At 72.2% G+C, this 17602-nt stretch carries 17 protein-coding genes; 4 read left to right on the top strand and 13 right to left on the bottom strand.

The features are described from left to right. Positions 1–2: 2 nt before the first annotated feature. From ACFV5H_RS07260 to ACFV5H_RS07235, 6 genes are all read right to left on the bottom strand, one after another. A complete protein-coding gene (locus ACFV5H_RS07260; RefSeq protein ID WP_385193272.1) occupies positions 3–1208 on the bottom strand; it encodes an acetylornithine transaminase in 1206 nt (401 codons plus the stop codon). Further along, the gene (gene argB, locus ACFV5H_RS07255; RefSeq protein ID WP_385049274.1) at positions 1205–2107 is read right to left on the bottom strand and encodes an acetylglutamate kinase; all 903 of its coding nucleotides are present in this window, start codon (positions 2105–2107) and stop codon (positions 1205–1207) included. Before argB ends, ACFV5H_RS07260 begins: the two co-directional genes overlap by 4 nt. Next, the gene (argJ, locus tag ACFV5H_RS07250) at positions 2104–3255 is read right to left on the bottom strand and encodes a bifunctional glutamate N-acetyltransferase/amino-acid acetyltransferase ArgJ (protein WP_385049276.1); all 1152 of its coding nucleotides are present in this window, start codon (positions 3253–3255) and stop codon (positions 2104–2106) included. Before argJ ends, argB begins: the two co-directional genes overlap by 4 nt. Further along, positions 3252–4280: an N-acetyl-gamma-glutamyl-phosphate reductase gene (argC, locus tag ACFV5H_RS07245; protein WP_385193269.1), complete on the bottom strand. Its 1029-nt coding sequence runs from the start codon at positions 4278–4280 to the stop codon at positions 3252–3254. Before argC ends, argJ begins: the two co-directional genes overlap by 4 nt. Before the next feature lie 95 nt (positions 4281–4375). Beyond that, on the bottom strand, positions 4376–4684 hold the full coding sequence (locus ACFV5H_RS07240; RefSeq protein ID WP_385049282.1) for a hypothetical protein: 309 nt from the start codon (positions 4682–4684) through the stop codon (positions 4376–4378). A gap of 43 nt (positions 4685–4727) precedes the next feature. Further along, positions 4728–7217 (bottom strand): alpha-L-arabinofuranosidase C-terminal domain-containing protein, encoded by a 2490-nt coding sequence (locus ACFV5H_RS07235; RefSeq protein ID WP_385193266.1) that lies wholly within the window; start codon positions 7215–7217, stop codon positions 4728–4730. A 152-nt stretch (positions 7218–7369) separates the two neighbouring features. Between ACFV5H_RS07235 and ACFV5H_RS07230 the strand changes: the two genes are divergently transcribed. Next, a complete protein-coding gene (locus ACFV5H_RS07230) occupies positions 7370–7810 on the top strand; it encodes a DUF6314 family protein (protein WP_385193311.1) in 441 nt (146 codons plus the stop codon). Here ACFV5H_RS07230 and ACFV5H_RS07225 read toward each other — a convergent pair. The 3 genes from ACFV5H_RS07225 to ACFV5H_RS07215 form a co-directional block, all read right to left on the bottom strand. Beyond that, a complete protein-coding gene (locus tag ACFV5H_RS07225; protein WP_385049288.1) occupies positions 7792–8385 on the bottom strand; it encodes a histidine phosphatase family protein in 594 nt (197 codons plus the stop codon). The genes ACFV5H_RS07230 and ACFV5H_RS07225 overlap by 19 nt on opposite strands. A gap of 120 nt (positions 8386–8505) precedes the next feature. After that, complete coding sequence (locus ACFV5H_RS07220) at positions 8506–8943, bottom strand: GNAT family N-acetyltransferase (protein ID WP_385193264.1); 438 nt, start codon at positions 8941–8943, stop codon at positions 8506–8508. A 40-nt stretch (positions 8944–8983) separates the two neighbouring features. Continuing rightward, complete coding sequence (locus ACFV5H_RS07215) at positions 8984–10420, bottom strand: PLP-dependent aminotransferase family protein (RefSeq protein WP_385193262.1); 1437 nt, start codon at positions 10418–10420, stop codon at positions 8984–8986. Between ACFV5H_RS07215 and ACFV5H_RS07210 the strand changes: the two genes are divergently transcribed. Then, the gene (locus ACFV5H_RS07210; RefSeq protein ID WP_385193260.1) at positions 10419–11336 is read left to right on the top strand and encodes a DMT family transporter; all 918 of its coding nucleotides are present in this window, start codon (positions 10419–10421) and stop codon (positions 11334–11336) included. The genes ACFV5H_RS07215 and ACFV5H_RS07210 overlap by 2 nt on opposite strands. A gap of 12 nt (positions 11337–11348) precedes the next feature. Then, on the top strand, positions 11349–11546 hold the full coding sequence (locus ACFV5H_RS07205) for a DUF1918 domain-containing protein (protein WP_085575587.1): 198 nt from the start codon (positions 11349–11351) through the stop codon (positions 11544–11546). A gap of 110 nt (positions 11547–11656) precedes the next feature. On the opposite strand, the gene ACFV5H_RS07200 is transcribed toward ACFV5H_RS07205, so the two are convergent. Beyond that, entirely contained in the window at positions 11657–12871 is a 1215-nt protein-coding gene (locus ACFV5H_RS07200) for a glycoside hydrolase family 10 protein (protein WP_385193308.1), read from the bottom strand. A 190-nt stretch (positions 12872–13061) separates the two neighbouring features. On the opposite strand from ACFV5H_RS07200, the gene ACFV5H_RS07195 reads away from it, so the two are divergent. After that, the gene (locus tag ACFV5H_RS07195) at positions 13062–13919 is read left to right on the top strand and encodes a 3-hydroxybutyryl-CoA dehydrogenase (RefSeq protein ID WP_385049299.1); all 858 of its coding nucleotides are present in this window, start codon (positions 13062–13064) and stop codon (positions 13917–13919) included. A 47-nt stretch (positions 13920–13966) separates the two neighbouring features. Here the strand turns inward: ACFV5H_RS07195 and ACFV5H_RS07190 are convergent, their stop codons facing one another. The 3 genes from ACFV5H_RS07190 to ACFV5H_RS07180 all read right to left on the bottom strand — a co-directional run bounded on the left by ACFV5H_RS07190 (position 13967) and on the right by ACFV5H_RS07180 (position 17365). Beyond that, the gene (locus ACFV5H_RS07190; protein WP_385193257.1) at positions 13967–14512 is read right to left on the bottom strand and encodes an NUDIX hydrolase; all 546 of its coding nucleotides are present in this window, start codon (positions 14510–14512) and stop codon (positions 13967–13969) included. 145 nt (positions 14513–14657) lie between these two features. Then, positions 14658–15998: a transcriptional regulator gene (locus ACFV5H_RS07185; RefSeq protein WP_385193255.1), complete on the bottom strand. Its 1341-nt coding sequence runs from the start codon at positions 15996–15998 to the stop codon at positions 14658–14660. 251 nt (positions 15999–16249) lie between these two features. Continuing rightward, positions 16250–17365, bottom strand: coding sequence for a PP2C family protein-serine/threonine phosphatase (locus ACFV5H_RS07180; RefSeq protein WP_385193253.1), 1116 nt, complete (start codon positions 17363–17365; stop codon positions 16250–16252). Between the last annotated feature and the right edge of the window lie 237 nt (positions 17366–17602).

Raw genomic sequence — 17602 nt, 5'->3', positions numbered from 1 at the left:
TCTCATTCTCCGGATCGTCCTTCCCCGCCCGCCGTACCGGCCTGGTCCAGGATGCCGGGCAGCGCCCCGAGGAAGGCGTCCACCGCGTCGTCGCCGAGGTTCAGCGGCGGCATCAGCCGTACGACATCGGGGGCGGGCGCGTTCACGAGGAAACCGGCGTCCTGAGCCGCCTGTTGCACCTGGGGCGCGAGCGGCTCGGTGAGCACGATACCCAGGAGGAGGCCCGAGCCCCGGACATGGTCGATCAAGGCGTGGCCGGACCCCTCGATCCCGTCGCGGAGTTTCTCGCCCTGCCGCTTGACGTTCTCCAGCAGCCCCTCGTCCTCGATGGTGTCGAGAACGGCGAGTCCGGCGGCGCAGGCGACCGGGTTGCCGCCGAAGGTCGTACCGTGGTGGCCGGGCCGGAGCAGGTCGGCCGCGCGGCCGAAGGCGACGGTGGCGCCGAGCGGCAGGCCGCCGCCGAGCTGCTTGGCGAGGGTGACGACGTCCGGCAGGACGCCCTCGTGGGCCTGGTACTCGAACCAGTGCCCGGTGCGGCCGATGCCGGTCTGCACCTCGTCGAGGACGAGCAGCGCGCCGGTGGCGGCGGTGATGGCGCGGGCCGCCTTCAGGTAGCCGGCGGGCGGGACGACGACGCCGAGTTCGCCCTGGATGGGCTCGATGATCACCAGGGCCGTCTCCTCGGTGACCGCGGCGGCCAGTGCCTGCGCGTCGCCGAAGGGCACGTGGGTGACGTCGGCGGGCAGCGGCTGGAACGGCTCCCGCTTGCCGGGCTGTCCGGTGAGCGCGAGGGCGCCCATCGTACGGCCGTGGAAGGCGCCCTCGGTGGCGACGACGTGGGTCCGCCCGGTGAGCCGGCCGATCTTGAAGGCGGCCTCGTTGGCCTCGGCGCCGGAGTTGCAGAAGAAGACCCTGCCGTCCCGGCCGAAGAGCCGGAGGAGCCGCTCGGCGAGGGCGACGGTCGGCTCGGCCATGAAGAAGTTGGAGATGTGGCCGAGGGAGCCGATCTGCCGGCTGACGGCCTCGACGATCGCCGGGTGGGCGTGGCCGAGGGCGTTGGTCGCGATGCCGCCGACGAAGTCGAGGTACTCCGTGCCCTCGGCGTCCCAGACCTTCGGGCCCTCGCCGCGTACGAGGGGCAGGCGGGGCGTGCCGTAGTTGTTCATCAGCGCGCCCTGCCACCGTGCGGTGAGTTCTGCGTTGGTCACGACTCCCCCTGTTCGTCGGGCACGACCATCGTGCCGATGCCCTCGTCCGTGAAGATCTCCAGCAGGATCGAGTGCTGGACCCGGCCGTCGATGACGCGGGCGGTGGTCACGCCGTTGCGTACGGCGTGCAGACAGCCCTCCATCTTCGGCACCATGCCGGAGGACAGCTCCGGCAGGAGTTTCTCGAGCTGGGACGCGGTGAGGCGGCTGATCACCTCGTCGCTGTTCGGCCAGTCCTCGTAGAGTCCTTCGACGTCCGTGAGGACCATGAGGGTCTCGGCGCCCAGTGCAGCAGCGAGTGCCGCAGCCGCCGTATCAGCATTGACGTTGTAGACATGGTGGTCGTCCTGGCTGCGGGCGATCGACGAGACGACCGGGATGCGGCCGTCGGCGAGCAGGGCCTCGATCGCGCCGGTGTCGATGTCGGTGATCTCGCCGACCCGTCCGATGTCGACGAGCTCGCCGTCTATCTCGGGCCGGTGCTTGGTGGCGGTGAGGGTGTGCGCGTCCTCGCCGGTGAGGCCGACGGCGAGCGGGCCGTGCCGGTTGAGCAGCCCGACCAGCTCGCGCTGCACCTGTCCGGCGAGCACCATGCGTACGACGTCCATGGCGTCCTCGGTGGTGACGCGCAGGCCGGCCTTGAACTCGCTGACGATGCCGTGCCGGTCGAGCGCGCGGCTGATCTGGGGGCCGCCGCCGTGCACGACGACGGGCTTGAGGCCCGCGTGGCGCAGGAAGACGACGTCCTGGGCGAAGGCGGCTTTCAGGTCCTCGTCGATCATGGCGTTGCCGCCGAACTTGATGACGACCGTCCTGCCGTGGTGGCGGGTCAGCCAGGGCAGCGCCTCGATGAGGATCTGGGCCTTGGGCAGCGCGGTGTGTTTGCGGGTGCTGGTCATGACGAATACGCGCTGTTCTCGTGGACGTAGTCGGCGGTGAGGTCGTTGGTCCAGATGGTGGCGGTGGCGTCACCGGCGGCGAGGTCGGCGACGATGTGGACCTCGCGGTAGCGCATGTCGACCAGTTCGCGGTCCTCGCCGACGCCGCCGTTCTTGCAGACCCAGACGCCGTTGATGGCGACGTTCAGTTCGTCGGGCTCGAAGGCGGCCTTCGTGGTGCCGATCGCGGAGAGGACGCGGCCCCAGTTGGGGTCCTCTCCGTGGAGGGCGCACTTGAGGAGGTTGTTGCGGGCGATGGAGCGGCCCACCTCGACGGCGTCGTCCTCGGTCGCCGCGTTGATCACCTCGACCTTGATGTCCTTGCTGGCGCCCTCGGCGTCGCGGATGAGCTGCTGCCCGAGGTCGTCGCAGACGGCCCGTACGGCCTCGGCGAACTCCTCGTACCCGGGCGTGGCCCCGGAGGCACCGGAGGCGAGCAGCAGCACGGTGTCGTTGGTGGACATGCAGCCGTCGGAGTCGACCCGGTCGAAGGTGACCCGGGTCGCGTCCCGCAGGGCCTTGTCGAGCACGTCGGAGCCGAGGTCGGCGTCGGTGGTGAGGACGACGAGCATGGTGGCGAGGCCGGGGGCGAGCATGCCGGCGCCCTTGGCCATGCCGCCGACGGTCCAGCCGTCCTTGGTGACGACGGAGGTCTTGTGGACGGTGTCGGTGGTCTTGATGGCGATGGCGGCCTTCTCACCGCCGTGCTCGGAGAGCCGGCCGGCGGCGGTCTCGACACCCGGGAGCAGCTTGTCCATGGGGAGCAGTACGCCGATGAGTCCCGTCGAGCAGACGGCGATCTCGCCCGCGCCGGTGCCGAGCACCTCGGCCGCCTTCTCGGCGGTGGCGTGGGTGTCCTGGAAGCCCTTCGGTCCCGTACAGGCGTTGGCACCACCGGAGTTGAGGACGACGGCGGACAACTGCCCGCTCTTCAGCACCTGCTCGGACCAGAGCACGGGCGCTGCCTTGACGCGGTTGGAGGTGAAGACGCCGGCGGCGGCGCGGCGGGGGCCGTTGTTGACCACGAGGGCCAGGTCGGGGTTGCCGTTCTCCTTGATCCCGGCGGCGATGCCCGCCGCCGTGAATCCCTTCGCTGCCGTCACACTCACGGCGCAACTCCGATCGTCGTCAGCCCGGTGGCCTCGTCGAGGCCCAGGGCGATGTTCATGCTCTGGAGGGCACCGCCCGCGGTGCCCTTGGTCAGGTTGTCGATGGCGCTGATCGCGATGATCCGGCCGGCGGCGGTGTCGTACGCGACCTGGATCTGAACGGCGTTGGAACCGTAAACGGACGCGGTCGCGGGCCACCGGCCCTCGGGCAGCAGGTGGACGAAGGGCTCGTCGGCGAAGGCCTTCTCGTAGGCGGCGCGCACGGACTCGGCGGTGACGCCGGGCTTCGCCTTCGCGGTGCAGGTGGCGAGGATGCCGCGGGCCATCGGCGCGAGGGTCGGCGTGAAGGAGACGGAGACCCGCCCGCCCGCCGCCGCACTGAGGTTCTGGATCATCTCGGGGGTGTGCCGGTGCCCGCCGCCCACGCCGTACGGCGACATGGAGCCCATGACCTCGCTGCCCAGCAGGTGGGGCTTGGCCGCCTTGCCTGCGCCGGAGGTGCCGGAGGCGGCGACGATCACCGCCTCGGGTTCGGCGAGGCCGGCGGCGTACGCCGGGAAGAGGGCGAGGGAGACGGCGGTCGGGTAGCAACCGGGCACCGCGACGCGCTTGGACCCCTCCAGCGCGGCGCGGGCACCCGGCAGTTCGGGCAGGCCGTAGGGCCAGGTGCCGGCGTGCGGGGAGCCGTAGAACGCCTCCCAGTCGGCGGCGTCCCGCAGCCGGAAGTCGGCGCCCATGTCGACCACGAGCACCTCCTCGCCGAGTTGCTCGGCGACGGCGGCGGACTGGCCGTGCGGCAGCGCGAGGAAGACGACGTCGTGCCCGGCGAGCACCTCGGGCGTGGTCGGCTCCAGTACGCGGTCGGCCAGCGGCAGCAGATGCGGCTGGAGCGCGCCCAGCCGCTGCCCGGCGTTGGAGTTGCCGGTCAGGGCACCGATCTCGATCTCGGGGTGCGCGAGGAGCAGACGCAGCAGCTCACCGCCCGCATACCCGCTCGCTCCGGCCACCGCCGCACGTACCACCATGGAAAACCCTCCTCCTGGATGGCATGACTATACGTTTCCTTGCACGTTTATGCAATGCGGTCCCGGAACGATCCCGCGGCCGTCGGCGGCGGGGGTCAGGCCAGGGCCATCAGGGCGGCGGTGATCACGAGGGGGGTGAGGAGCAGGGCGGCGAGGTGTCCGAGCAGGGAGCGGACCATGCCGAGCACGGCGAACAGCGTCACTCCGCCCAGCAGCCAGCAGCCGAAGATCCGCAGCGCCAGGTCCTGTGCGGCGGTCTCCTCCTCGCGGGTGGCGGGGTTCCCGATCCCGCCGATCGCCAGCCACAGGAGCACGCCGCCCACCAGGACGTTGCCCGCCACGACGAAGGGTGCGACGGACCTGTCGGCCCGCCGCACCCCCTTCCAGACCCTCACGACGCTCATGAGTACGAGAGCCTAGCCCGCCGGTCTCCCGGCGGGCCGGGGGTCACCGCCGCCCGATCCGCAGGAACGTCACCGAGTTCGCCGGGAAGGTGTACGTGAACTCGCTCGCCACACCCCGGAAGGTGGAGGTCACCGGGGCGACCGGGGCGTCCGTCTCGGTGTTGACCGCGTCCGCGTCGGCGGCCAGGGTGGTCACGCGGGCCCGCGAGGAGACCCTCGCGTCGCCGAGGTCGATCGCCGTGCGGGCCTCGGACGGCTGGGCATTGACGACCTTGACGATCAGGTCGCCGGTGCGGGCGTCCTCGGTGACCACCTGGCGGAACGGCTCGGCCGGCTTGTCGTCGGTGAAGCTGCCCCACTCCTGTCCGTCGAGGTAGAGGGTCACCTGGCGACCCCGCACCTTGATGTCGATGTCGTAGGCGCGGCCCGTCTCGATCGAGCCGGCCTTGGAGATCAGCGTCGACTTGCCGCCGTCCGAGGCCTGTTCGACGGCGGACTGGGTATTGTTCCAGCCGCCGAGGTTCCACCAGTAGTAGTTGCCGGTGTCCTTGACGCCGAAGGCGACGAGGAAGCCCTCCTTGCCGGCCTTCTTGGTGGCCTTCACATGCAGGTCGTAGTCCTGCCAGGCCGGGTCCCCCGCCGTGACCAGGGTGTTCTCGGCGGCTTCGTCGGTCTGCACGTACTGCCCGTCCTGGACGCTCCAGCTTCCGCCACCGCTGTGCGTCCACTGCGAGGCGTCACCGGAGAAGTCGTCGGTCAGCAGCGACGTGCCGTCGGCGGAGGTCACCCTCACGTCGTCGTACGCCGCGCTCGTCGCCCACGTCGACAGGCCGACGGCTCCGGTGATGGGGCCGCTGACGTCCGGGGTGGTGCTCGCCTCCGACGGGACCACGCGGTCGCCGACGTTGGTCATGAACAGCTTCTGGACCTCGTAGTTCGCCGAGCCCCAGGAGGCGTGGTTGTTGAACCAGATCATGTCCGGCGACCACTGGACGTAGTCCTCGTTGGCGAGCAGCGGCGCGTACGAGGCCAGCTTGACGATGTCCGCGTTGCGCTCCAGGCCGGTCATGAAGGCGGCTTCGGCGAGGCCGTTCTTCCAGGCGTTGCCCTGGGAGGCGTACTCACCGAGGAAGACCTCGGGGCCGCCTCGGTCGTAGGAGTCGTAGCGGTCGTTGTTCTGCAGGAACCACTGCGGGCTGTTGTAGTAGTGCTCGTCGACCATGTCGACCTCGCCCTCGCGGTTGAGCTGCCAGGCGGTGTCGAAGGTCGTACCGGAGTCGTCGGGGCCGGAGTTGGAGACGACGGTGATGTCCGGGTACTCCGCCTCGATGGCGGCCCGGAACCGCTGGAAGCGGGCGAAGAACTCGCGCGGCAGGTTCTCCTCGTTGCCGACCCCGATGTGGGTGAGGCCGAAGGGCTTCCGGTGTCCCATCTCGGCGCGCACCTTGCCCCAGGTGGAGTTCGCCGGGCCGTTGGCGAACTCGATCAGGTCGAGGGTGTCCTGGATGTGCCGCTTCAGCAGTGCCTCGTCGTCGGTGGCCTTGTTCTGGCCGCAGCCGGTGACCAGGGCGGGGACGACGGGCAGCGGCATGGCGCCGACGTCCTCGGCGAAGCGGAAGTACTCGTAGTAACCGAGACCGTAACTCTGGTTGTAGCCCCAGAAGTTGGCGTTGGTGGCGCGCTCCTCGACCGGGCCTACGGTGTCCTTCCACTGGTAGGAGCGCTTGCGCTGCCAGCCGGAGGCCTCGCTGTAGTCCTCCATGGAGCCGGTGTTGACCAGGCAGCCGCCGGGGAAGCGGACGAAGCCCGGTTCCAGGGCGGCGATCTTCTCGGCGAGGTCCTTGCGCAGGCCGTTGGACTGGTTCTTGTAGGTGTCGCGCGGGAAGAGCGACACCATGTCGAGGGCCGCCGCGTCCGTGGTGGCGACGGCGAGCCGGCCGCGGTTGCTGGTGCGGGACGCCTTGAAGGTGACCTCGTACTTCGCCCAGCCGCCCTCGACGGCCACCTTGCGGGCCCTCGCGAGCTCACCGGCGGCGTCCTTCAGCGTGACGGTGAGGGTGGTGGCGCCCTCGGCGCGGGCCCACACCGAGAAGTCGTACCGCTCGCCCTCCTCGACCCGGACGCCGGTGTTGTAGCCGGAGTTCGTGACCGACGAACCGGCCGCCAGGGAGAGGTAGTTGCGGTTGCGCTCGTTGAGCCGGCCGGAGTCGTTCACCACCTCGGCCGTACCGCCCACCGACCAGGAGGTCAGGGGTGTGTAGGAACCGTTGTCGGCGGTGGAGTACTCGAAGGACCGGTTCTGCACGAGTTCGGCGTACAGACCGCCGTCGGCGGCCCGGTTGATGTCCTCGAAGAAGACGCCGTACATCGTGTCGTCGATCTCCGCGCCCTTGGCCTCCGGGTCGACGGTGATCGTGTAGTCGGCGGCGGCCTCGGCGTGTGCGGGGGCCGGGACGAGGGCGGTGGCCGTCAGGAGCGCGGTGGCGGTGAGCCCGAGTCTGAGGCGGGCGCGGTGGCGTGCTGTGCGTGACATGGACACTCGGCGGCTCTCTCTAGGAGTGGGTGACTCTAGGAGGTGTTCGATATATCGATCATTGGTCAGCACTTCGAACGGCAAGATAAAGAGGAGACAGGAGCACGTCAATGGGTCGTGCGACAACGGACACCACGCGGGAGCGAGGCGGGATGGGCGAGTTCTGGCCAGTGCCCGACGCACTGGGCTATCTGAGCGGCCACTGGCGGGCGGAACGGACCGTGCGGGATCTGGCGAACGGCGAGGAGGGCCGCTTCGAGGGGACGGTCGTTTTCGGCCCGCTGGAGGGCGGCGGTCTGCTGCAGAGCGAGTCCGGCGACTTCACCTGGCGGGGCGTCACCCGGCCCGCCGAGCGGACCCTGCGCTTCCTGCCCGGACCGGGCGGCACGGCGGACGTACGATTCGCGGACGGGCGCCCCTTCCACGACCTGGACCTCACCTCGGGACGGCACGTCGCCGACCACCCCTGCTCGGCCGACCTCTACCGGGGCGAGTTCACCGTCCGGGACGCGGACCACTGGCGGACGGTCTGGCGGGTGCGCGGTCCCGCCAAGGACCTGGAGCTCACCACCGGCTACGCGCGCGTGGGCTGAGCGGACACCCCTTCGAGGCGCAGGTTCCAGCGGCCCGCCCGGCCGGCGACACCGGTCGCCGACAGCGAGCGGACGTCGATGTTCCAGTACGTGGCCGGCGGGGCCTTGAGCACGTACACCAGGGCCGCGCGGATCACCGACGGCTCGGCCACCGCGACGACCCGGCAGCCGTCCTCGACCGGCCGGGTGTCGAGCCAGCCGCCGACGCGGCCGATGAAGTCGAGCAGTGACTCCCCGCCGTGCGGGGTGGACCGCGGATCGGCGAGCCAGGCGTCCACGGCCTCCGGTTCCCGGGCCATCGCCTCCCCCAGGGTCAGCCCCCGCCAGCGGCCCATGTCGCAGTCGCGCAGGGCGAGTTGCACCAGCGGCGCGTATCCGAGACCCTCCCCGGTGGCGCGGCTGCGCGGGGCCGGGGAGCAGTAGCGCAGATCGGCCGCGGCGAGCGGCAGCAGCTCGTGCGCGACCCGTTGCACCTCGCTCCAGCCGGCCTGGTCCAGCGGCCGGTCGTCCTCGAAGCGTTCGGCGAGCACCGAGGAGCTCCCCGCGGCGGCGACGAACGTGACCCGAAGTGCCATGCGGCGATCGTGAGTCGCCGAGGTGCGCGGGTCAAGAGGTGTCACCGAGCCGTCACTCAAGGTGCATCCGGCTTCACCGGCCGGTAAGGACGGGGCGGACAAGTGCCCCGAAACACTCCGTCATCCTTCGACGAGCGCCATCCACTGGTCGGGCCGCTCCAGTGGCCGGAACCCGAGCCTGGCGTAGACCTCGTGCGCGTCGTGCGTGGCCAGCATGATCCGTTTCAGCCCGCAGGGCCGCAGCTCCTCCCGCACGGCCGCCACCAGGGCCGTACCGACGCCCTTGCCGCGCACCGACGGGTCCACGTACACATCGCACAGCCAGGCGAAGGTCGTCCGGTCGGTGATGACCCGGGCGTACGCCACCTGCTCCCCCGAGAGGGTGTCGTGGACGCCGAAGTTGAGCGAGCCCTCGATCGCCCGGTCCTGCTTCTCACGGGAGCGGCCCAGCGCCCAGTACGCGTCGGTGGACAGCCACCGGTGCACGCGCTCGGCGTCGACGCGGGCGGGGTCGGTGGTGATCTCGTAGCCTTCGGGCAGGCGCGGGGAGTCGGTCATGGCCGGATGCTCGCAGGTCGGGCCGTACGGCGTCGAACCCTTATCCCAGCACCTCGTCGCAGGCGGTGCGCAGACGCCGTACGCCCTCGGTGATCTCCTCGGTGCCGGCCACCGCCGCGAAGCTCAGACGGAGGTGGCCGGCCGGGGGTTCGGCGCTGAAGTAGGGCCGGCCGGGGGTGACGGCGACGCCGGCGCGCAGGGCGGCGGCGGTCAGGGCGGACTCCGCCGCGCCGGCGGGCAGCCGCGGCCACAGGTGGTAGCCGCCGGACGGGATGTGCGGCAGGGCGAGTTCGGGCAGGTGGAGGCGGAGCGCGGCGGTCATCGCGTCCCGGCGGGCCCGCAGCGCGGCCGAGATCGCGCGCAGATGGCGCGGCCAGGCGGGCGAGCCGACGAGTTCCAGCGTGGCCTCCTGAAGGGGGCGGGGCACGAAGAAGGTGTCGACGATCTGGATGGCCCGCAGCCGTTCCAGGACCGGGCCGTGCGCGGCGAGCGCGCTCACCCGGAAACTGGGCGAGGTCGCCTTGGTCAGCGAGCAGACGTGCACCACCACCCCGTCGGGGTCGTCGGCGGCCAGCGGGCGCGGCAGCGGGCCCGCGTCCTCGTGCACCAGCCGCCGTACGAAGTCGTCCTCGACCACGAAGGCGCCCGCCTCGCGGGCGATGCGCAGCACCTCGCCGCGCCGGCCGGGGGCGAGCACGGCGCCGGTGGGGTTCTGGAACAGCGGCTGGCAGACGAAGACGCGGGCGCCGGTCGCGCGGAACGCGTCCGCGAGCAGTGCGGGCCGTACGCCGTCCGCGTCCACCGGAACGGGCACGGGACGCAGTCCGGCGGCGCGGGCGATGGCGAGCATGCCGGGATAGGTGGGCGACTCGACGAGGACGGGGGCGCCCGGCGGGGCGAGTGCGCGCAGGGCGGTGGTCAGCGCGGACTGCCCGCCCGAGGTGACCAGCACGCCCGCCGCCGTCACCGGCCCGCCGATGCTGCGCGCGAACCACTCGCGCAGCTCGGGCAGCCCTTCCATGGGCGGCCGTCCCCAGGCGCCCGGTCTGCGTCCGGCGCGGGACAGTGCCGCCGCCATGGCCCGCTCCGGTTGCAGGGAGGGGTGCAGATAGCCGCCGTTGAACTCGATCACGCCGGGCGGTGGCGCCGCCAGCGAGACCAGCACCCCGGAGGCGTCCACCGAGCGCGGTACGAGGTCGGCGGCGCCGTCGGCGCTGAGGGCGACCTCCTGCCAGGAGGTGTCCCCGGCGGGCGCGGCCGTGGCCCGGGGCTGTGCGCGGAAGGCGCCGGCGCCGGGCCGGGTGACCACCAGTCCCTCGGCGGCGAGCTGTGCCAGCGCCCGGGAGACGGTCACCGGACTCACCCGGTACCGCTCCACCAGGGCCCGGCTGGACGGGAGTTTTCCACCGGGAGAGTAGCGGTTCAGCTCCCTTCGCAGCTGCTCCGCCAGTTCACCGACACTGCTACGCTCATGCATGAGAGCACAGAGTAGCGCTACTGCCGCATCGCCGATAGCAGTCACCGTCCCCCGCGACCGCCGCGGCTTCGGCACCCTCCAGGCCGCCCTCGGCGTGATCGCCTTCTCCCTCACCTTCCCGGCCACCGCCTGGGGTCTCGAAGGGTTCGGGCCCTGGTCGCTGGTGGCCGTGCGCAGTGTGCTCGCGGCGTTCATCGCCGGCGGCTGTCTGCTGGCGCTGCGCGTGCCGCCGCCGGACCGGAAGCACTGGCCCGGCCTCGCGGTGGTCGGCGCCGGAGTGGTGCTCGGCTTCCCGATGCTGACCACCCTCGCCCTGCAGACCTCGACCACCGCGCACGCGGCCGTCGTGGTCGGCCTGCTCCCGCTGACCACGGCACTGCTGTCCGCCCTGCGCGTCGGCTCCCGCCCCTCACGCACCTTCTGGACGGCGGCCCTCGCGGGCGCGGCGGCGGTGCTGGCGTTCACCGTGCAGCAGAGCGGCGGCGCTCTGACCACGGCCGACCTGTACCTCTTCGCCGCGCTCCTGGTGTGCGCGGCCGGCTACACCGAGGGCGGCAGGCTGGCCGGGGTGATGCCGGGCTGGCAGGTGATCGGCTGGGCGCTGATGCTGTGCCTGCCGCTCACCCTGCCCGTCGCCGCGGTCGCGCTGACCGTCGAGCCGGTGACACCGACCGCCCACAGCGTGGCCGGCCTGCTGTGGGTGGCGGCGGGTTCGCAGTTCCTCGGGCTGATCGTCTGGTACCGGGGCATGGCGGCCATCGGCATCCCCAAGGCCAGCCAGTTGCAGCTGGCCCAGCCGCTGCTCACACTGGTGTGGTCGGTGCTGCTGCTGAGCGAGCAGCTGACGGTGGCCGCCCCGCTGACGGCCGCGGCTGTGCTCGTGTGCATCGCCGTCACCCAGCGGGCACGCGGTTGAGAGGAGGCCCCGATGCGCGCAACCGAGGGTGACCAGCTTGTCCAGCACGGCAGGGTGGTCGGCCAGCACGACAAGGTCGGAGAGATCGTCGAAGTGATGGGCCAGGAAGGGAACCCGCCCTACCGCGTCCGCTTCCAGGACGGACACGAGGGCGTGTGCTCACCCGGCCCCGACACCGAGATCCGGCACAGGGCGACGCGACAGCGGTAGGAGGCGTCGTTCGGATCGGTGGCGCCATGCGGTCGAGCCGAGCAGGGGCGCCGGAGGAGTGCGTGCCGGGCCCCTCCCGGCACGGCGAGGTCCGGACGACACCCCTGCGATCAGCGCGGAGGCGCGGCCGGCCGCCGGTAGTGGTCGGCGACCACCCGCGCCATCGCCCCGACCGGATCGGCCGCCACCTCGCGGGCGGCGAAGAAGACGTGCCCGCGCACCTCGGGGTGCTCGGCGGCCAGCGTGAGGTGGCGGGAGAGTTCGGCCGGGTCCCGCCAGGCCGCGGGCTGGGCCGGGTCGCCCGCCTTGTAGAGGGCCTCCCCCGCGTACAGCTGCGTCCCGGAGTCCCGGACGACCCCGGCCCACCAGGACAGCAGCTCGGCGTAGTCGGCGGCGGCGAAGCCGATGTTCCAGTACAGCTGCGGACAGATGTAGTCGATCCAGTTCTCCCGCGCCCACCGGCGGGTGTCGGCGTGCAGGTCGTCGTACGTCTGCACGCCCGCGTGCGTGTCGGAGCCCCGCTCGTCCACGTCGGCGTTGCGCCACACGCCGAAGGGGCTGATGCCGAAGCGGGTGCCGGGCCTGATCTCCTTGATCAGGGCGGCCGTCTCGCGCACCAGCCGGTCGACGTTGTCCCGCCGCCAGGCCGCCCGGTCCGGGAAGTCGCCGCCGTGGGTGTCGTGGGCGAGGTCGTCGTCGAAGGTCTGCCCGGCCACCGGGTACGGATAGAAGTAGTCGTCGAAGTGGACCGCGTCGACGGGGTAGCGGCGCACCGCGTCGAGCATCGCCTCCCGCACGAAGGCGCGGACCTCGGGCAGACCCGGGTTGTAGTAGAGCCTGCCGCCGTACGGGACGGTCCAGCCCGGGTTCCGGCGGGCGGGGTGGGAGGCGGTGAGCCGGGCGGGGTCGGTGTGCAGGGCCACCCGGTACGGGTTGAACCAGGCGTGCAGCTCCAGACCCCGGGCGTGGGCCTCCGCGACGGCCGTGCCGAGCGGGTCCCAGCCGGGGTGGGTGCCCTGGGTGCCGGTGAGGTACTGCGACCACGGCTCGTACGGCGAGGGCCACAGCGCGTCGGCGGTGGGCCGTACCTGGAAGATCACCGTGTTGAGGCGGTTGCGGACGGCCGTGTCGAGGTGGTCGAGCAGCTCGGCGCGCTGCCGCGCGGCGCTCAGCCCCGGCCGGGAGGGCCAGTCCCGGTTGGTGACGGTGGCCACCCACATGCCCCGCATCTCACCGGTCGCCGCGGACGGTGCCGCGCGTGGCCGCGGCGCGGCGGACGCCCGTGGCACCGTCGCCAGCGCGGCCAGCGCCGCCGTCGCGAACATCCTGCGTGGCACCCGCCCCATCGCGCCCTCCCCCGGAACACCGACGAACCCCTGGCCGGACACGGCCCTGCGCCCAGGATGCCCCACCCCCGCGATCGATCATCGATACTTCGGAGTAACGTGCACGGACGGAGCAGGACCCGCGACCCGGCGACCTGCCACGGCCATAAGCAGGAGCGAAAGGACCGATGTGACCGACATCGAACGCGTCGGAGTGGTGGGCTGCGGTCAGATGGGTGCGGGGATCGCCGAGGTGTGCGCCCGTGCCGGACTGGACGTCAAGGTCGCCGAGACCACCGGCGAGGCCCTGGAGATCGGCCGTACCCGGCTGTTCAACTCCCTGTCGAAGGCGGCCGAGCGCGGCAAGATCTCCGCGGAGGAGCTGGAGTCCACGCAGGCCCGGCTGAGCTTCACCACGGACCTCGGCGAGTTCGCCGACCGTGATCTGGTGATCGAGGCCGTGGTCGAGAACGAGCAGGTCAAGACCGAGATCTTCCAGGTCCTGGACCAGGTGGTGACCCGGCCGGACGCGATCCTGGCCTCCAACACCTCCTCCATCCCGCTGGTGAAGCTGGCGGTCGCCACCTCGCGGCCCGACCACGTCATCGGCATCCACTTCTTCAACCCGGCCCCGGTGCAGAAGCTCGTCGAGCTGATCCCGGCGCTCACCACCTCCGAGGGCACGCTGAGCCGCGCCCAGGCCTTCACCGAGAAGCTGCTGGGCAAGCACGCGATCCGCGCCCAGGACCGCTCCGGTTTCGTGGTGAACGCGCTGCTGATCCCGTACCTGCTCTCCGCGATCCGGATGTTCGAGTCGGGCATCGCCAGCCGCGAGGACATCGACAACGGCATGGAGATGGGCTGCGCCCACCCGATGGGCCCGCTGAAGCTGTCCGACCTGATCGGCCTGGACACGGTGGCCTCGGTGGCGTACTCGATGTACGAGGAGTACAAGGAGCCGCTGTACGCCGCTCCCCCGCTGCTCCAGCGCATGGTCGACGCGGGCCGGCTGGGCCGCAAGAGCGGCTCGGGCTTCTACACGTACTGAGCTCCGTGAGGGCCCGGCACCCCGCGGGGTGCCGGGCCTTCGGCGTTTCAGGGCCTGCCGTCCTGGCCGAGCCTGAGGTGGTGCAGCAGGAGTAACGCCGCCGCCATGCCGGCGGCCGGGACCTCGCCGGCGGCGACCAGGTCGGGGACCACTTTCAGGGGCACCCACTCCCGGCGGTCCGACTCGAAGTCGTCCACGGGGTGTCCGACGTACTCGCCCTCGTCGGACCAGTAGACGTGGTGCCGGGCGTCGGTGAGGCCGTTGGAGGGCTCCACGGTCATGAGGTGGTGCAGCGGTCCCGGCCGCCAGCCGGTCTCCTCCTCCAGTTCCCGCGCGGCGGCCCGGACGACGTCCTCGCCGTCCTCGACCACTCCGGCCGCGAGTTCCCATCCCCAGCTGTCGGTGATGAAGCGGTGGCGCCACAGCAGGAGGACCTCGTTGGCCTCGTTGACCACCGTGGCCACGGCGACGGGCCGCAGCCGGATGAGGAAGTGGTCGAGATGCCGGCCGTCCGGCAGTTCGACATCCGCGAGATTGACGCTGAACCAGCGATTTGAGTACACATTCTGTTCGTTCCGCTTCGCCCACTGCACGGTTCTGCCACCTTCCGACGGGTAGGGGGCAATATCGCAGCAGCGGCAGTCCGGCAGGCAGGCGCACGGGAGGCAGCCCGTGGCGCAGCGGCGGGCGCGGCGGAGGCGCGCGGCCGGGCACGGGGGGCCTTGGACCGGGCCCGTGCTACAGCGGTACGCGCAGTGCCCCGTCGATGAGTTCGGCCGCCTCGGCGGTGCCCGCGCAGCCGCTGCGGACGAGGTGCTCGCGCACCTCGCGCAGTCTGTCCCGCAGTCGCTGCGACTCCATTCCCCGGGCCTGCTCGGCCATCTGCACCGCGATGGCCACCGCCTTGTCGGCGTTGCCCTGGCGCAGTTCGATGGTGCTCAGCATGGCCAGCCGGTGCACCCGGCCCCGGTCGTGCGCGGGGTTGTCCACGGCCGCCGCCGCGTGCTCCCCGGCCGCCGCCAGCTCGCCGAGGCTGAGCAGCGCCTCCGCCACCTGGACGTTGACCAGACCGGGCTGGACATAGCCGGTCTCGTCGGGTTCGGTTCCGCGCCGGATCCGCTCGGCGGCCCGCTCGGCCCGCCGGATGCGGGACAGCGCGCTGCTGCCGTCACCGAGGTGCGCGTACGCCTTGGCCTGCATCGCGTACAGGTCCGAGGCGAGGGCCGGGGTGATGTCGGTGCCGGCGGCGCGCAGCGCGGCCTCCGCGAAGGCGACGGCCTGCCGGTACTCCCGCATGTACAGCGACTGGTTGACGAGCAGCGCGATCACATAGGCGCCGAGTCCCCGGTCCCCGCTGGCCTTCGCCAGTCGCAGCGCCTGGTGGAAGTAGCGCTGGGCGAGGCCGTGCGCGTCGGAGTCGTACGCGCAGATGCCGGCGACCGCCACCAGGCCGCCGGTGGCCCGGTGCAGCTGGCGGCCGGTGGCGTCGGTGTAGCGGCCGCGCAGCAGCGGGGCGGCCTCGGCGTCGAGGAAGCCGACGATCCGGGCGCGGGTCGCGACGCCGCCCGCCTTGCGGTACATCTGCTCGTAGTGGGTGCGGGCGGCGCGCAGCATGTCGAGGTCGCCGGGGGTGACCCGGTGCCGGCCGCCGCGGGAGACGTCCACGTCCTCGGGCGGGTTCTCCCACTCCCATACGGGCATGACGGCGGGCGTGCCGGTGACGGCGGGGGCGCCGAGTACGTGCGGGCGCCGCTGCTGGTCGGAGCGCCACAGCGCGGTGGCCCGCTCGACGAACCCGCAGAGCGAGCCGGTGTGCGGGGCGGAGGGTCCGCCGGGCACGCCGAGGCCGATGTCGTCGAGGGTGACCTGGCGGTGCAGCCGGGCGGCGAGCACCTCGCAGATCAGGTCGGGCACCTGTCCCCGGGGCCGCTGTCCCTTCAGCCAGCGCGCCACGGCGGTGTGCTCGTAGCGGAGCGACAGGCCGCGTGCCCGTCCGGCCTGGTTGACGTGCGCGGCCAGGCCCGCGTGCGAGACCCCGGCCTCGTCCAGGATCGCGTCGAGCAGAGAATTGGGCTGCATTCGGGCCCCCGGTGGCTCGGTGCCGGACAGAGTAGTGGCTGTACGTTCACACGGGGTGTGAACGGAGTGCTCGAATCCGCAGTGTGCGCGCGCTGTCGCCGAACGTGTCCGGCCGGTTGACTGAACTGCCTCGAAAGAGGCCGGCCGGGCCGTCGGCTCCCCCTCGTACAGTGCGGCGGCCCGTCTCCACGCCGTCCGCCCTGCTGCCTGCCCGACACTCCGTGGCGGGACGGACGGCGTGGCGCCGCCGGTCACGCCGGGGACTGGAGGCGAGTCGTCGGGTGCGGGTGCGTGGTGGTCTGCCGCATGGTGGTGCGTAGTTCTGTGGGGACGCCTCCTCCCCCGTGCCGCTCGTTCCTCAGGACCAGCAGGGCCACGTCGTCCTTCGGCGGGCCGGCGGTGTGCCGCAGCAGCGCCGTGAGGACCGTGCACAGCACGGACCGGGGTGTGAGCGGGTGTTCACGCGCGGCCTGGGTGAGGACGTCCCGCAGCGGGAAGAACCGGCCCTCGGCGTCCCGTGCCTCCTCGGCTCCGTCCGTGTGCAGGACGAGCGCGTCGCCGGGCAGCAGGGGTCCGCAGGACACGGCGGGGAGTTCGGGCGGCAGCGGGAACGGGCCGAGCGGCGGGAGCGGATCGGTACGGGCGAGCGGTTCGGCCCGTGCGCCGGTCAGCAGATACGGCCAGGGGTGGCCGCAGTTCAGGGCCCGTACGCCCCCGTCCGGGAGGATCTCCAGCAGCAGGACGGTGACGAACTCCTCGCCGAGTGGACCGTCCTGGGCGGCGACGCCCGTCGGATCGTGCCCGCCGTGGGCGCGCTCCCGCAGGTGCCGGGCCATCGCCCGCTCCAGCCGGCGCAGCACACCGGCCAGTTCGGCCTCGTCGTGGGCGGCCTCGCGGAAGCTGCCGAGGACGGCGGCGACGGTCGTCACGGCTCCGAGTCCGTGGCCGCGGACGTCACCGATGACGGCCCGTACGCCGTGCTCGGTGGCGACCACCTCGTACAGGTCGCCGCCGATCCGGGCCCCGGGGTCGGCGGAGAGGTGGACCGCGGCGGCGGCCAGGCCGTCGACCCGCGGGGGCGGCGGCCGCAGCAGCGCGCTCTGCGCGGCCTCCGCGGCCCGGCGGGCCAGCCGCAGTTCGCGCAGCAGCCGGTGCCGGACGTGCATCACCAGGCCGGTGACGATCGCGCACATCACGGCGCTGCTGACGAGGCGCGCGCCGAGGGCTTCGTCGTGGGCGAGCGGGCAGGTCAGCCGGTAGGCGACCGCGGTGGCGCCCAGCGCCGTGGGCACCGCGAGGGTGGGTACCCGTGAGGACAGGAACCGGGGTGGCACCCTGCGGGGAGCCCCAGGCTTGAAGCGGATCATGCCGATGGCCCCCCATATAGGCCCGGACAGCGCAGACCGGCCTCGAGAGGCCGGTCTGATTCTGTCGACCGTGTGGCCTGATCCGGACGTATCGACCCGGATAGTCACCCGAATGAGTGAGGTGACCGGTGAGGGGAGGGGAACAGGGGGTGCGGGGGGCGGGTTTGTGGCCTACCCCACCCCCCCGTGCGGCGGGGTAATGGGCCGGGGAGCCGCCGTTTTTGGGTTTGCCGGGGT

It is taken from the genome of Streptomyces sp. NPDC059787 (assembly GCF_042732315.1).
Classification (GTDB): domain Bacteria; phylum Actinomycetota; class Actinomycetes; order Streptomycetales; family Streptomycetaceae; genus Streptomyces; species Streptomyces atrovirens.
The sequence above is the reverse complement of the archived record's forward strand: the minus strand, read 5'-3'. Positions and strand labels throughout refer to the sequence as shown.

What these genes read in the sequence shown, in the direction of transcription:
- argC (WP_385193269.1), bottom strand. Translation starts at nt 4,280, where the DNA reads ATGGTGGTACGTGCGGCGGTGGCCGGAGCGAGCGGGTATGCGGGCGGT.
- ACFV5H_RS07180 (WP_385193253.1), bottom strand. Translation starts at nt 17,365, where the DNA reads ATGATCCGCTTCAAGCCTGGGGCTCCCCGCAGGGTGCCACCCCGGTTC.
- ACFV5H_RS07215 (WP_385193262.1), bottom strand. Translation starts at nt 10,420, where the DNA reads ATGCATGAGCGTAGCAGTGTCGGTGAACTGGCGGAGCAGCTGCGAAGG.
- ACFV5H_RS07235 (WP_385193266.1), bottom strand. Translation starts at nt 7,217, where the DNA reads ATGTCACGCACAGCACGCCACCGCGCCCGCCTCAGACTCGGGCTCACC.
- ACFV5H_RS07185 (WP_385193255.1), bottom strand. Translation starts at nt 15,998, where the DNA reads ATGCAGCCCAATTCTCTGCTCGACGCGATCCTGGACGAGGCCGGGGTC.
- ACFV5H_RS07225 (WP_385049288.1), bottom strand. Translation starts at nt 8,385, where the DNA reads ATGGCACTTCGGGTCACGTTCGTCGCCGCCGCGGGGAGCTCCTCGGTG.
- argB (WP_385049274.1), bottom strand. Translation starts at nt 2,107, where the DNA reads ATGACCAGCACCCGCAAACACACCGCGCTGCCCAAGGCCCAGATCCTC.
- ACFV5H_RS07205 (WP_085575587.1), top strand. Translation starts at nt 11,349, where the DNA reads ATGCGCGCAACCGAGGGTGACCAGCTTGTCCAGCACGGCAGGGTGGTC.
- ACFV5H_RS07210 (WP_385193260.1), top strand. Translation starts at nt 10,419, where the DNA reads ATGAGAGCACAGAGTAGCGCTACTGCCGCATCGCCGATAGCAGTCACC.
- ACFV5H_RS07230 (WP_385193311.1), top strand. Translation starts at nt 7,370, where the DNA reads ATGGGCGAGTTCTGGCCAGTGCCCGACGCACTGGGCTATCTGAGCGGC.
- ACFV5H_RS07200 (WP_385193308.1), bottom strand. Translation starts at nt 12,871, where the DNA reads ATGTTCGCGACGGCGGCGCTGGCCGCGCTGGCGACGGTGCCACGGGCG.
- ACFV5H_RS07240 (WP_385049282.1), bottom strand. Translation starts at nt 4,684, where the DNA reads ATGAGCGTCGTGAGGGTCTGGAAGGGGGTGCGGCGGGCCGACAGGTCC.
- ACFV5H_RS07220 (WP_385193264.1), bottom strand. Translation starts at nt 8,943, where the DNA reads ATGACCGACTCCCCGCGCCTGCCCGAAGGCTACGAGATCACCACCGAC.